This window comes from Pseudomonas sp. HMSC076A11 (assembly GCF_001810205.1).
Lineage (GTDB): Bacteria > Pseudomonadota > Gammaproteobacteria > Pseudomonadales > Pseudomonadaceae > Pseudomonas > Pseudomonas aeruginosa.
On the sequence record NZ_KV800312.1, the window covers coordinates 89,737 to 103,472 of the forward strand.

General features: G+C 67.7%; 12 protein-coding genes. 8 read left to right on the forward strand and 4 right to left on the reverse strand.

Translation table 11 applies throughout. The features are described 5' to 3' along the window. Nucleotides 1–33: 33 nt before the first annotated feature. Nucleotides 34–465 (reverse strand): acetyltransferase, encoded by a 432-nt coding sequence (locus tag HMPREF2716_RS18185; RefSeq protein WP_003082981.1) that lies wholly within the window; start codon nucleotides 463–465, stop codon nucleotides 34–36. Nucleotides 466–724: 259 nt separating this feature from the next. Here HMPREF2716_RS18185 and HMPREF2716_RS18190 point away from each other — a divergent pair, with 259 nt between their 5' ends. After that, nucleotides 725–2,314: a hypothetical protein gene (locus HMPREF2716_RS18190; RefSeq protein WP_010793983.1), complete on the forward strand. Its 1,590-nt coding sequence runs from the start codon at nucleotides 725–727 to the stop codon at nucleotides 2,312–2,314. Here the strand turns inward: HMPREF2716_RS18190 and HMPREF2716_RS18195 are convergent. Next, nucleotides 2,280–3,896, reverse strand: coding sequence for an ATP-binding cassette domain-containing protein (locus HMPREF2716_RS18195; protein WP_073650823.1), 1,617 nt, complete (start codon nucleotides 3,894–3,896; stop codon nucleotides 2,280–2,282). The genes HMPREF2716_RS18190 and HMPREF2716_RS18195 overlap by 35 nt on opposite strands. A gap of 196 nt (nucleotides 3,897–4,092) precedes the next feature. On the opposite strand from HMPREF2716_RS18195, the gene HMPREF2716_RS18200 reads away from it, so the two are divergent. Further along, nucleotides 4,093–4,428, forward strand: coding sequence for a hypothetical protein (locus HMPREF2716_RS18200; protein WP_003100463.1), 336 nt, complete (start codon nucleotides 4,093–4,095; stop codon nucleotides 4,426–4,428). Here HMPREF2716_RS18200 and HMPREF2716_RS18205 read toward each other — a convergent pair. Further along, entirely contained in the window at nucleotides 4,386–4,997 is a 612-nt protein-coding gene (locus tag HMPREF2716_RS18205) for a tRNA-uridine aminocarboxypropyltransferase (protein WP_034001220.1), read from the reverse strand. The genes HMPREF2716_RS18200 and HMPREF2716_RS18205 overlap by 43 nt on opposite strands. Before the next feature lie 295 nt (nucleotides 4,998–5,292). Between HMPREF2716_RS18205 and bdlA the strand changes: the two genes are divergently transcribed. Then, a complete protein-coding gene (gene bdlA / locus HMPREF2716_RS18210; protein WP_003082971.1) occupies nucleotides 5,293–6,546 on the forward strand; it encodes a biofilm dispersion protein BdlA in 1,254 nt (417 codons plus the stop codon). Nucleotides 6,547–6,549: 3 nt separating this feature from the next. Here bdlA and HMPREF2716_RS18215 read toward each other — a convergent pair whose 3' ends face one another. After that, complete coding sequence (locus tag HMPREF2716_RS18215; RefSeq protein ID WP_003082969.1) at nucleotides 6,550–7,443, reverse strand: LysR family transcriptional regulator; 894 nt, start codon at nucleotides 7,441–7,443, stop codon at nucleotides 6,550–6,552. A 206-nt stretch (nucleotides 7,444–7,649) separates the two neighbouring features. Here HMPREF2716_RS18215 and speB point away from each other — a divergent pair, with 206 nt between their 5' ends. The 5 genes from speB (at nucleotide 7,650) to HMPREF2716_RS18240 (ending at nucleotide 13,735) form a co-directional block, all read left to right on the forward strand. Further along, complete coding sequence (gene speB / locus HMPREF2716_RS18220; protein WP_003082966.1) at nucleotides 7,650–8,609, forward strand: agmatinase; 960 nt, start codon at nucleotides 7,650–7,652, stop codon at nucleotides 8,607–8,609. Nucleotides 8,610–8,623: 14 nt separating this feature from the next. Further along, complete coding sequence (locus HMPREF2716_RS18225) at nucleotides 8,624–9,043, forward strand: YybH family protein (protein ID WP_003112430.1); 420 nt, start codon at nucleotides 8,624–8,626, stop codon at nucleotides 9,041–9,043. Nucleotides 9,044–9,061: 18 nt separating this feature from the next. Continuing rightward, nucleotides 9,062–10,573, forward strand: coding sequence for a purine-cytosine permease family protein (locus tag HMPREF2716_RS18230; RefSeq protein WP_003112429.1), 1,512 nt, complete (start codon nucleotides 9,062–9,064; stop codon nucleotides 10,571–10,573). Between the two features lie 93 nt (nucleotides 10,574–10,666). Further along, nucleotides 10,667–12,058, forward strand: a complete 1,392-nt coding sequence (locus HMPREF2716_RS18235; protein ID WP_003100479.1) for a sodium:solute symporter family protein — start codon at nucleotides 10,667–10,669, stop codon at nucleotides 12,056–12,058. A gap of 75 nt (nucleotides 12,059–12,133) precedes the next feature. Then, nucleotides 12,134–13,735 carry a 5-guanidino-2-oxopentanoate decarboxylase gene (locus HMPREF2716_RS18240; RefSeq protein WP_004348902.1) on the forward strand — a complete coding sequence of 534 codons (1,602 nt, stop codon included), beginning with the start codon at nucleotides 12,134–12,136 and terminating at the stop codon, nucleotides 13,733–13,735. Nucleotide 13,736 lies beyond the last annotated feature (1 nt).

Below are 13,736 nucleotides of genomic sequence, written 5' to 3' on the forward strand. Positions count from 1 at the left end.
ACCTCGCTCCACAGGGCGAGGTGCCGCGTCCTCCTACAGGCTCATGTGCAGCAGCGGGAACGGCCGCCCCGCCGAGTCGGTCGCGGAGCGGCCGGTCTGGCGGAACCCATAGTGTCGATAGAAGCCGCAGGCCTGCGGGTTCTGCTCGTTGACATCGACGCTCAGGCGCGGCCAGGTCGCCCGCGCATGATCGAGCAGGCGTCGGCCGATACCCCGGCCGCGCAGCCCGGGTTCGACGAAGAGCATCTCGACATGCGCCTGGTTCAGGCCGATGAAGCCCTGGGCCACGCCGTCGTCGTCGACCAGCACCCAGACCTCGACGGCCGGCAGGTACAGGTCGCGGACCTGTGGGTAAAGCTCGACGATGTCCGCTTCACTGAGAAAGTCGTGGGTCGCGCGGACGGAACGTTCCCACAGGTCGACCAATGCCGTGTTGTCGGCGTCGACGCGCTTGCGAATGTGCATGCTGGATTCCTTTATCCGAAAGATTCCAGGTAGAACGAAAGGCAGCCGCGACCGCCAGGCCGGGCGCCACGCTGAGGTTCGTCGCCTGGATGCCCGTGGCGCGAATCAACGCATGGACGGTGCACAGCGGCGGCGACGAGGGAGGAAGGGAGCGCCATCCTAGAAGAAAACGACCGGTCGGAACAGCCGCTCTTCCCATGCTTTTCCCGAAACGACGAATGAACGACACTGCGCCCGACTCTTTTTCCCGGTATCGCCCATGCCCAACTCCCCGCTTCCTTCCGGCCGCAGGCTGCCCGCTTGCGCCTTCGCCGACATCGGCGAGCCCTACGCCGTGTTCCAGGCTCCCGGCGGCGCGCTCCTTGCGGTGGCCAGCGCCTTTCATGGGCAACACCCGGGCCGACAGCTCGACGTCTACGAACAGAGCCTGCGCCTGTACCGCGGCGGCGACCTCGAATGCATCGCCGTCCTGCCGGACCTGGGCTTTCCGCTCAACGCCATCGCCTGGCACCCGAGCCGGCCCGTACTGGTGATCGGCGGCGGACGCTACGACGGCGGCGCCTTCTTCGAAGGCGGTCTGCTGGCCTGGGACTACGCGAGCGGCAAGACCCAATCGCTGCTCGCCGACAACCGCGAAGTGCTCGCCTGCGACTTCGAGGACGACGGCCGGCGCCTGACCTTCACCGTCGCCCCCAGCGACGACCTGGAGGACCGACCGTTGTTCCGCCAGCGCCATTCGCTAGCCTTTCCGGTCGACGCCCCACTGGTGCTGGACGACCTGCCCGGCACCCGCCTGCCCTTCGACTGGGCCCTCTACCCTGCCTCGACACAACGCGAAGCAGCGCTGCCGATCCTGGAAAACCTCGCCCTGGGCAAAGATCGGCGGTTCCTGCATCGTCCACCGGTGTGGGACCTGTGCTTTCTCGACGGACAACGCCTGGCCATCGCCCGCGCCAACCCCCGGCTCGAGCTCTGGAATCTGGCCGACGACAGCCTGCGCAGCTTCGAACTGGCCGAACGGGGCCAGTGCCTGCAGGTCTTCCATAACGCCACGGACGACAGCCTGCTGGTCAATCTGCAACTCGGGTATGCCGCCCAGCGACTGTTCAAGGTGCCGCTGACACCGGGACAACCGCTGCTCCTGAGCGACTGCCGCCATCTGCTGGCGCAATCCGCCCAAGGCGGTTTTCTCGCCCGCCAGATCGCCCTCGAGGGCAAAGACCTGGAAGACCTCGTGCTCGACCCGGCCGGCCGGATCATCCACAGGCGCCGTCTCGGACACTACGACCTGTTCAACCACCATCTGCGCATCGACCGTGGCGAAGCCTTCTTCTACCTGGCCGGCAATCCGCCGGAGCAGCACCAGGACAAGGGCCTGTTCCGCCTCGACCCGCAGACCTTCAAGACCTGCGAAGTGCTACGCCTGGAGCGCCACCCGGAGCACTTCAACAACCTGCACGGCTGCCTGCTGGGCAATCGCCTGCTGCTCAACGCCAAGGTCTACAACTCGCCGCATCACGCCTACGGTACCCAGCGCCTGACCTGCTACGACCTGGAGAGCCGCGGCACGCTCTGGGGCGCGACCCTGTCCGCCCAGGTCAGCGCCTTCGCGCCGTTGCCCGGCGGACAATGGATCGCACTGGCGCTGGTCGATGGTCAGGTCGAGGTACGCGACCTCGCCAGCGGCGAATGTCGCTGGCGCTACCGCACGGCAGACGCCATACCGCTGTGCCTGGCAGTCAGCGACAAACTCCTCGCCATCGGTTTCAGCCACGGCGGAGTCAGCCTCCTGCAGGTCGCGGCGGATGGCCAGCTCATCGGTCCTCCAGGCGCCAACCCGCGGCAGTAGCCCGCAGTTCGCCGTCCAGCGCCAGGTGGCGGAGAAACACCGGGTCGTGGGACACCACCAGCAAGGCCCCACGGTACTGCCCGAGCATGCTTTCCAGGGCCTGCCGCGCAGCCAGGTCGAGGTGGTTGTCCGGTTCGTCGAGCAGTAGCAGCTGCGCCGGCCGGTCGGCGTAGAGCACCAGGGCCAGGGCCGCCTTCAGGCGTTCGCCGCCGCTCAGCGTCGCGCACGGCTGGGCGAGCCGTTCAGCCGGCAAGCCGAGTTGCGCCAGGCGCGTGCGCAGCCAGCTTTCGCCGCGACTGCGATTGACCTCCAGCAACTGCTCCAGCACGCCTCGCCCGTGGTCCAGCACGCTCAGCCGCTGGTCGAGATAGGCGGCGCCCACCGTCACCGCGCAGGTTCCCGCCAGCGGCGCCCGTTGCCCGGCCAGCAGCCGCAGCAGGGTCGACTTGCCGCTGCCGTTCGGGCCGACCAGTGCCAGCCGTCGCGGACCGCTCAGGAGCAGGTCGATTTCGCGCAACGGCCCGCGCAGATGCGGCAGGACCGCGCCCTTCAACTCGACGATCCGGCGCTGTGCCGCCAGTTCGGCATCGGGCGAATCGAGCAGCAGCGGCGACGCCTCCTCGACCTCCCGGGCAGCCTCGCGCACCTCGCGGTCGAGACGCTCGCGCTCCGCCTGGTGGGCGTTGCGCAGCTTGCCGGCGCTGACCTCGCTACGTTCCCTGAACCCACCGAGCAGGATCTTCGCCTGGTTCGCCGTCTTGCCTTCGCGCCGGCCGCTGGCCTGGCGCCGCTCCTGGCGCTGCTGCTGTTCGCGCATGGCCAGGGTCTGCCGCTTGCGCTCCAGACGACGCTGGTCCAGGCGACGTTCGGCGGCCTCGCGCGCCTCCTCCCGGCTCTGCGCGTAGAAGGAATAGCCGCCGCCATAGCTGCGCAGGCCGAGGGTCGACAGCTCGACGATCCGCTGCATGCCCTCCAGCAGTTCGCGGTCATGGCTGACCAGCAGCAGGCCACCGTCCCATGCCGCCAGGCGCGCCCGCAGCAAAGCGCGTGCCGGCCCGTCGAGAGGGTTGCTCGGTTCGTCGAGGATGAGAAAGTCGGCGTCGTCGAGGAATGCGCCGAGCAGCGCTACGCGCATGCATTCGCCGCCGCTCAGGCGTTCGCTCGGGGTGTCCGCGCGGAGATGGCCGAGCCCCTCGGCGGCCAGGGCGTCGGCCAGGCGTTGGCGGATGTCCCAGCGCTCGCCCAGGCATTCGTAGTCGGCGGCGTCGAGGCTACCCGCCTCGATCCGCGCCAGCGCCTCCAGCCATGGGCGGACGCCGGCCAGATCGGCGACGGTCGGGTAGTCGGCCGGTTCGAGCTGCTGCGCCAGGTAGCGCACGCGCCCCTGGCGCCGGACGCTGCCGCTGGACGGCTGCAAGTGTCCGGCGAGCAGGCGCGCGAGCAGCGACTTGCCGACGCCGTTGCGTCCCACCAGCCCGGTGTGCCGGGTGTCGAAGGTTTCGTCGAGATCGGAAAACAGAAGGCTGCCGTCCGGCAGCTGGAAAGAGACGCCATCGAGCGTCAGGGTCGACGTATTCGTCATGGATACCCCCTTGATGCCATGCATTCCCCCGGGCCCTCGGGCCAGGGACGGAAAACCGGCCGTGCGGACACGGCAGCATCAATTGCGCATCGGACGAACACCTCGTACGGAAGGAAAGACCGCGGCAGTCTACTCCGCCCATGCGGCCCTGCCAATCGGGCATACTTTTCGTTTCCGACAGACACGACCGACCGACATGGCCAGACCGCGCATCTCCGAACTCTTCGAACAGGAACCCTCGCGCTGGGGCGGCCGTGGCGACCCCTACCTCTGGCAGGAAATGGCCGGGCAACTGGCGGACGCGTCCTGGCCGGCTTCCGCAGCGGCCCTGGAACACCTGCTCGGCGAGACCTTCGAGCGCCTCAGCGGCCATCCGCTGGAATACGATGCCTTGATCTACCTCGCGCGCCACGCCCACGGCGGCATGTCCAGCGGCATGGTCAGCCCGGAGTTCTGGCGCGAAACGGCAATCCCGGAACTGCTCGACCGCTATCGGCGGCGGCGCTCCTGGCTGAGATGGTTGCGCCGATAGGTGTCCTCGCCCATCGCCGCGATCTGCCCCTCGATCAGGGCATCAAAGGGTTTCAGCAAGGCTTCGTGGGTACGCGGCGCCTCCAGTTCGTCGAGCGCCGCAGCGATTGCTTCGATGGTCGACAGCGCGCCCTCTCCCGGCGCCTTGCGCAGGCGATAACGCGACGCCATGCCTTCGGCCAGGCTCACCCGCGGCAGGGCCGCCAGGGCCGGGTTCAGGTGCAGGAGCTTGCGCGCCTTGCGCCAGGTGCCGTCCGGCACCACCAGCAGGAGGGGCTCGCCGGCGGCCTCGGCGGCCATCTCTGCCAGCGCACGCGCCTGCTCGCCGGGAAACAGCAGGCAGGCCCGGTAGCCCGGTACCCGCCAGGTCTCCTCGGCGAAAAGCTCGCCAATCCGCAGCTCCGCATTGCACAAGCCGAGGACGGCCAATCCTGCGGTATTCAACGCGTGCCCGACCTCGCTGGGGTGCTGCAGGACCAGCACCCGCGTACGCGACGGCAAGGAGGGAATCAGCGCGCAGAGGCAATGGCTGGCGGGGCGAGCGCAACGCTCGCAGCGGATACGTGGCATGGGACGACTCCTGGAAGGGGCCCAGTGTGCCACAGGCGGAGGGGCTTCCTCTCACTCGCAAAAACGTCATATTTCCGACGAATGACGGTAATTTGTTTCACCCATTAAGAATAACGACGAATTTTTGTCGTTCGATGAAAAAATACAATCGTCCCACCCTCTCAACTCCCGCCCATCGGCGCCGAAGACAGGGATGAGCCCCTCTCTCTATCCAAGGATTTTTCTCATGTTCACTCGCAAGTACCGACAGATGAACGCCGACTTGCAACAGCAACTCGCCGCCGAGCGCCTGCACATGGCGGCCCTGGACCGCTCCATGGCGCGCGTGGAGTTCGATCCGGACGGCAATATCACCGATGCCAATGAGAATTTCCTGACCCTGCTGGGCTACCGCCGCGACGAGATCCTCGGCAAACCGCATCGCCAGCTTTGCGACGGCGCCTACGCGCAATCGGAAGACTACCGGCGCTTCTGGGAACGCCTGCGGCGCGGCGAACACTTTTCCGGCCGCTGCAAGCGCATTACCCGCGAGGGCCGGCCACTCTGGCTGGAAGCCACCTACAACCCCGTACGCGACGGGCAGGGTCGACTGCTGAAGGTGGTCAAGTACGCCAGCGACATCGATGCCATCGTCCACCAGGAACACGAGATGCAGAGCAAGCTGGATGCCCTGTCCCGCTCGATGGCGATGATCGAGTTCGACCTCGACGGCAATGTCCTCGCGGCCAACGACAACTTCCTCGCCACCATGGGCTATGGCCGAGCCGAGCTGGCCAGCGCCAACCACCGTCAGTTCTGCGAACCGGGCTACCGCGACGGCCCGCAGTACGCCGACCTCTGGCGCCGCCTGAACCGCGGCGAGTACGTCACCGGGCAGTTCCGCCGGGTCCACCGCAACGGCCAGCCGGTCTGGCTGGAAGCCAGCTACAACCCGGTCTACGACGCCGACGGCAAGCTCTACAAGGTGGTCAAGTTCGCCAGCGATGTCAGCGACCGCATGCGCCGCTACCAGGCCGAGGCGGACAACGCCCACCAGGCCCATACCCTGTCCACCGAGACCCGCACGGTCGCCGAACACGGCGCGCTGATCATCCAGAGCGCGGTGGAGGAAATGCTCAAGATCGCGAATACCCTGGATGCTTCCTCGCTGAACATCGGCGAACTGTCACAGCACTCGCAACAGATCACCTCGATCGTCAACACCATCCGCGAGATCGCCGAGCAGACCAACCTGCTCGCCCTCAATGCCGCCATCGAGGCCGCCCGCGCCGGCGACCAGGGTCGCGGCTTCGCCGTGGTGGCCGACGAGGTGCGGCAACTGGCGGAACGCACCAGCAAGTCGACCAAGGAGATCGCCGACATGATCGGTCGCATCCAGACCGGCACCCGCAGCGTCATCGACGACATGCAGCACAGCCAGGAACAGGCGCGGCGCGGCGTGGAGCTGGCCAACGAGGCCGGCGCGGCGATCCTCGGCATCCGCGAGAGCACGCACAAGGTGGTAGAAGCGGTGCAGCAGTTCTCGCGCACCCTCAACGCCGATCTCTAGGGCTCAGGCCAGGCTCATCTGCGTCCGCAACTGGTCGCGGAAGGCCTGGATCAGCGGCTCGCGCGAGCGGCCGCGACGGAGGATCAGGGAGAATGGCGCCTGGTAGCCGAAGGTCGCCGGCAGCAGGGCGCGCAGGCGCCCCTGCTCGACCCACGGGTGAGCGTAGTGCTCCGGCAGGTAACCGATGTAGCCGCCGGAAAGGATCAGGATCAGTTGCGCCTCCATGCTCTCCACCGTTCCCGCGCTGTGCTTGAATCCGTGCCGGGCCAGCTCGGCCTGGCTCCAGTAGCCGCGGCCGACCATGCGTTGCTGGGTGATCAGATCGGCGGGAATTCTCCGCCCGTCGAACAGCGGATGCCGGTCGCTGCAGTACAGCCAGTGCTGTTCGCGGTACAGCGGCTGGTAGACCAGTCCGTTCATGCGACTGGAAAAGGCGCCGATAGCCAGGTCCTGGCGGTTCTCCAGCACGCTCAGTTGCAGTTCGTAGGGGCTCTGCACCAGCAGGTGCAGGTGAACCGCCGGGTGTTCGCGGCTGAAGGCGCCGATCACCTCGGCCAGCGGCAGCGCCGGGTCGCTCACCGTGGAATCGAGCACGCCGAGGTTCAGGGTGCCGCGCAGCTCGCCCTTCAACGCCAGCGCGTAGCGTTCGAAGCCTTCCAGTTCGCCGAGGATGCGCAAGGTTTCCTGGTGGAACAGCTCGCCCTTGCTGGTCAGGCTGAAGCCACCGCGGCCACGGTGGCAGAGCACGATGCCGAGCTGGTTCTCCAGTTGGCTCATGTAGGTGCTGATCGCCGAGGTCGACAGGTTCAACTCCTGCTGGGCGGCGGCGAAGCCCTGGTGGCGCACCACCGCGGCGAAGATGCGCAACAGGCGCAGGTCGGGCAAGGCGTTGGACACGGCGACTCCGGTTTGCGGGCGAGGATTTCGGACAGCAGGCCGAGGCAAAGGCCGCCGTCCGGGCTCGGCGGCGAAGTCTAGCCGCTTCGCCGTTAGTTTAGAAATCTCTGAACTGATTATTTGTAGCCAGCGATTTGACTCGCTACCGGCTGTGAAGAGAATCCGTCCGACCCCTAAAACAACCACAACGACCGTGAGGCCACCCCGTGGACAAGAATCTCCACCAGCCCCTGGGCGGCAATGAAATGCCCCGCTTCGGCGGCATCGCCACCATGATGCGCCTGCCCCATGTCCAGTCCCCCGCCGAACTCGACGCCCTCGATGCCGCCTTCGTCGGCGTGCCCCTCGACATCGGCACCTCCCTGCGCTCCGGTACCCGCTTCGGCCCCCGCGAGATCCGCGCCGAATCGGTGATGATCCGTCCCTACAACATGGCTACCGGCGCCGCCCCCTTCGACTCGCTGAACGTGGCGGACATCGGCGACGTCGCGATCAACACCTTCAACCTGCTGGAAGCCGTGCGCATCATCGAGCAGGAATACGACCGCATCCTCGGTCACGGCATCCTCCCGCTGACCCTCGGCGGCGACCACACCATCACCCTGCCGATCCTCCGCGCGATCAAGAAGAAGCACGGCAAGGTCGGCCTGGTCCACGTCGACGCCCACGCCGACGTCAACGACCACATGTTCGGCGAGAAGATCGCCCACGGCACCACCTTCCGCCGCGCGGTGGAAGAAGACCTGCTGGATTGCGACCGTGTTGTGCAGATCGGCCTGCGCGCCCAGGGCTACACCGCCGAGGACTTCAACTGGAGCCGCAAGCAGGGCTTCCGCGTGGTGCAGGCCGAGGAGTGCTGGCACAAGTCGCTGGAGCCGCTGATGGCCGAGGTCCGCGAGAAGGTCGGCGGCGGCCCCGTCTACCTGAGCTTCGACATCGACGGCATCGACCCGGCCTGGGCGCCCGGCACCGGCACCCCGGAAATCGGCGGCCTGACCACCATCCAGGCGATGGAAATCATCCGCGGCTGCCAGGGCCTGGACCTGATCGGCTGCGACCTGGTCGAAGTCTCGCCGCCCTACGACACCACCGGCAACACTTCGTTGCTGGGCGCCAACCTGCTCTATGAAATGCTCTGCGTCCTCCCGGGCGTGGTGCGTCGCTGAGCCGTAGCGCGACCATGACCGACGACCGCGTCGAACAGGTGCTGGAGGCCGCCCGCCGACTGGTGGCGGCCTTCGCCCGCAACGATGCCGAGGCCTATTTCGCCGCCTTCAGCGAGGACGCCAGCTTCATCTTCCACAACTGGCCTCAGCCGCTGCGCTCGCGCGCGGCCTACCGCAAGTTGTGGGAGCGCTGGCGACGCGAGGACGGCTTCGAAGTGCTGGCGTGCGAATCCAGCAATACCTGCGTCAGCCTGCAAGGCGACCTGGCGATCTTCAGCCACGATGTCGCCACCCGGCTGCGCCTCCAGGGAACGGAAAGCCTGAACCGGGAACGGGAAACCATCCTGTTCCGCCTAGAACAACAAGAAGGCCGTTGGCTGGCCTGCCATGAGCACTTGTCGGCGATGCCGGAGTACCTGCCATCGACTAGCTAGCTCTCCCGGGAGAACGTCATGGATAACAACAATAACCAACACGCAATCACACGCATCGAAACCTTCGGGGTCGAACAGATTCCCGACCACGAACGCAACGCCACGCCGGTCGATCTGTTCCGCATGATCTTCGGCGGCGCCAATACCTTCGCCACCGCCGTGCTCGGCAGCTTTCCGGTGCTCTTCGGGCTGTCCTTCCAGGCCGGACTGTGGGCGATCCTGCTGGGCGTCACGCTGGGCGCGCTGATCCTCGCCCCGATGGGCCTGTTCGGCCCGCTCAACGGCACCAACAACGCGGTCTCCTCCGGCGCGCACTTCGGCGTGCACGGGCGCATCGTCGGCTCCTTCCTCTCGCTGCTGACCGCCATCGCCTTCTTCTCGCTCTCGGTGTGGAGTTCCGGCGATGCCCTGGTCGGCGGCGCCCGGCGCCTGGTCGGCCTGGAAGAGAGCGAACTGAACCTGGGCCTGGCCTACGGCCTGTTCGCCGTGCTGGTGCTGACCGTATGCATCTACGGCTTCCGCTTCATGCTGCTGGTCAACAGGATCGCCGTGTGGGCCGCCAGCCTGCTGTTCCTGCTCGGCCTGTTCGCCTTCGCCGGCCCCTTCGACGCCGCCTACGCCGGCAGCGTGCAACTCGGCCAGCCGGGCTTCTGGGCCGCCTTCATCGGCGCCACCCTGCTGGCCATGAGCAACCCGATCTCCTTCGGCGCCTTCCTGGGCGACTGGGCCCGCTACATCCCGCGCCAGACCTCGCAGGCACGGATCATGCTAGCGGTGATCGGCGCGCAGCTGGCGACCCTGGTTCCCTTCCTGTTCGGCCTCGCCACCGCGACCATCGTCGCCGTCCGCGCGCCGGACTACATCGCTGCCAACAACTACGTCGGCGGCCTGCTGGCCATCGCTCCCGGCTGGTTCTTCCTGCCGGTATGCCTGATCGCGGTGATCGGCGGCATGTCCACCGGCACCACTTCGCTGTACGGCACCGGGCTGGACATGTCCAGCGTGTTCCCGCGCCTGCTCTCGCGGGTGCAGGCCACGGTGCTGATCGGGGTCGCCTCGATCGGCTTCATCTTCGTCGGCCGCTTCGCCTTCAACCTGGTGCAGAGCGTCTCTACCTTCGCCGTGCTGATCGTCACCTGCACCACCCCGTGGATGGTGATCATGCTGATCGGCCTGCTGACCCGTCGCGGCTTCTACCGCCCGGACGACCTGCAGGTGTTCACCCGCGGCCAGCGCGGCGGCGCCTACTGGTTCGAGCACGGCTGGAACTGGCGCGGAATGGGTGCCTGGATTCCCAGCGCGGCAGCCGGCCTGGCCTTCGTCAACCTGCCGGGGCAATTCGTCGGTCCGCTCGGCGAACTGGCCGGCGGCATCGACCTCAGCCTGCCGGTCGCCCTCGGCCTGGCCGCCCTGCTCTACCTGGCACTGCTGCGCCTGTTCCCGGAACCGCCTTGCGTCTATGGCCCGCGAGGACCGCGCTGGGTGCGCGCGCACGGCACGCGGAGGGCACCGGCGATAGCCACCGCCTGAGGTGGGGTACACACACGGCGGGACGCCAGCGTCCCGCGCTTCCGGCGCCTCGCCGGATACAACAATGACAATGAGAAACTTGGGAGACCTGATATGGCCCTCGACATATTCGTCGTTCTGATCTACGCCGCGGGCATGATCGCGCTGGGCTGGTACGGCATGCGCCGCGCCAAGACCCGCGACGACTACCTGGTGGCCGGCCGCAACCTCGGCCCCGGCTTCTACCTGGGAACCATGGCCGCCACCGTCCTCGGCGGCGCCTCCACCATCGGCACCGTGCGCCTGGGCTACGTCCATGGCATCTCCGGCTTCTGGCTGTGCGGCGCGATCGGCCTCGGCATCGTCGGCCTCAGCCTGTTCCTGGCCAAGCCGCTGCTGAAGCTGAAGATCTACACCGTCACCCAGGTCCTGGAGCGTCGCTACAACCCCGCCGCGCGCCACGCCAGCGCCCTGATCATGCTGGTCTACGCACTGATGATCGGCGCCACCTCGACCATCGCCATCGGCACCGTCATGCAGGTCCTGTTCGGCCTGCCGTTCTGGGTCTCGATCCTGATCGGCGGCGGCGTCGTGGTGCTCTACTCCACCATCGGCGGCATGTGGTCGCTGACCCTGACCGACATCGTGCAGTTCCTGATCATGACCGTCGGCCTGGTGTTCCTGCTGATGCCGCTGTCGATCAACGACGCCGGCGGCTGGGACGCCCTGGTAGCCAAGCTGCCGGCCAGCTACTTCGACTTCACCGCGATCGGCTGGGACACCATCGTCACCTACTTCCTGATCTACTTCTTCGGCATCTTCATCGGCCAGGACATCTGGCAGCGGGTGTTCACCGCCCGCAGCGAGACCGTGGCCAAGGTCGCCGGCTCCGCCGCCGGGATCTACTGCGTGCTCTACGGCATGGCCGGGGCGCTGATCGGGATGGCCGCCAAGGTCCTGCTGCCGGACCTGGAGAACGTCAACAACGCCTTCGCCAGTGTGGTCGAGCACAGCCTGCCGAACGGCATCCGCGGCCTGGTCATCGCCGCCGCCCTGGCGGCGCTGATGTCCACCGCCAGCGCCGGCCTGCTGGCGGCGTCCACCACCGTCACCCAGGACCTGCTGCCGCGCCTGCGCCGCGGCCGCGGCCAGTCCGACAACGGCGACGTGCACGAGAACCGCATCGCGACCCTGCTGCTGGGCCTGGTAGTGCTCGGCATCGCCCTGGTGGTCAGCGACGTGATCAGCGCCCTGACCGTGGCCTACAACCTGCTGGTAGGCGGCATGCTGATCCCGCTGATCGGCGCGATCTACTGGAAGCGCGCCACCACCGCCGGCGCCATCACCAGCATGACCCTGGGCTTCCTTACCGTGCTGGTGTTCATGATCAAGGACGGCCTCGACGCCAATACGCCGATCTACTACAGCCTGGCGGTCGGCCTGCTCAGCTTCGTCCTGGTCAGCCTGTTCTCGCGGCGCCCGACGGGTGTCGCCAGCGCCGCCTGAACCAGGCACAACCCCGACAGGCGAGGGACTTTCCCTCGCCTTTTCCATTCCCGAGAACATGAAAAAGGAACGGCCATGACCACCTGCGGCGAATTCCTCGTCAAGCAACTCGAAGCCTGGGGCGTCGAGACCGTCTTCGGCATCCCCGGCGTGCATACCGTAGAGCTCTATCGCGGCCTGCCCGGCAGCCGTATCCGCCATGTCACCCCGCGCCACGAGCAGGGCGCCGGCTTCATGGCGGACGGCTACGCACGGGTCACCGGCAAGCCCGGCGTGTGCTTCATCATCACCGGCCCGGGGATGACCAACATCCTCACCGCCATGGCCCAGGCCTACGCCGACTCGATTCCGATGCTGGTGATCTCCAGCGTCAACGAACGCGCGCGCCTGGCCCACGGCAACGGCTACCTGCACGAGCTGCCGAACCAGCGCAACCTGGTAGGCAACGTCTGCGCCTTCAGCCATACCCTGATGAGCGCCGAGGAGCTGCCGGCGGTGCTCGCCCGCGCCTTCGCCGTGTTCGACAGCGAGCGGCCGCGGCCGGTGCACATCGAGCTGCCGCTCGACGTCATCACCGCGCCCGCCGAACACCTGGCCCTGCGCCCACGCACCGTCACCAGCCGCCCGGCGCCGGCCCTCGCGCCCTTGCGCGAGGCCGCGGCGCGCCTGCGCAACGCGAAGAAGCCACTGCTGCTGCTCGGCGGCGGCTGCGTCGAGGCCGCCGCCGAAGCGCGTGCCCTGGCCGCCGCGCTGGACGCGCCGACCGCCCTGACGATCAACGCCAAGGGCCTGCTACCGGCCGACCACCCGCTGCTGCTGGGCAGCAACCAGTCCTGCGTGCCGGTACGCGAGCTGGCCGCCGAGGCCGACGTGGTGCTGGCCATCGGCACCGAGCTGGGCGAAACCGACTACGACGTGGTGTTCGACGGCGGCTTCGCCCTCGATGGCGAGTTGATCCGCATCGACATCGACCCGCAGCAACTGATGCGCAACTACACGCCGAGCCTGGCCATCCACAGCGACGCCCGGCTGGCCATGCGCGTGCTGCTGGCCGAACTGCCGGGCGGCGAGGCCTCGCCGGACAGCCCCGGGGCCCGGCGCGCCGCCGCCGTGCGCCAGCGCCTGGCCGAAGACTTCGCCGGCTGGTCGCACTATCGCCAGCTGTTCGCCGCGATCCTGGCCGAGTGGCCGGACGCCCGCTTCGTCGGCGATTCGACCCAGACCGTCTACAGCGGCAACCACCTGGTCGATCTCGACGAGCCGCGCCGCTGGTTCAACGCCTCCACCGGCTACGGCACCCTCGGCTATGGCCTGCCCGCCGCCATCGGCGCCAAGCTCGGTGAGCCGGGACGCCCGGTGGTCAGCCTGATGGGCGATGGCGGCCTGCAGTTCACCCTGCCGGAACTGGCCAGCGCGGTGGAAGCCAAGGTCGGCATCGTCGTGCTGCTGTGGAACAACCACGGCTATGGCGAGATCAAGCGCTACATGGAGCGGCGCGAGATCACTCCGCTCGGGGTCGATATCTACACCCCGGACTTCCTCGCCATCGCCCGCGGCTTCGGCTGCGCCGCCGAACGCGCGCGCGATCTCGAACACCTGCGCGAACTGCTGCGCGGCGCCCCGGCGGACCGTCCGCTGATCGTCGAGGTGCTGCAAGCCGCGCCCTTCCATCCCTGAC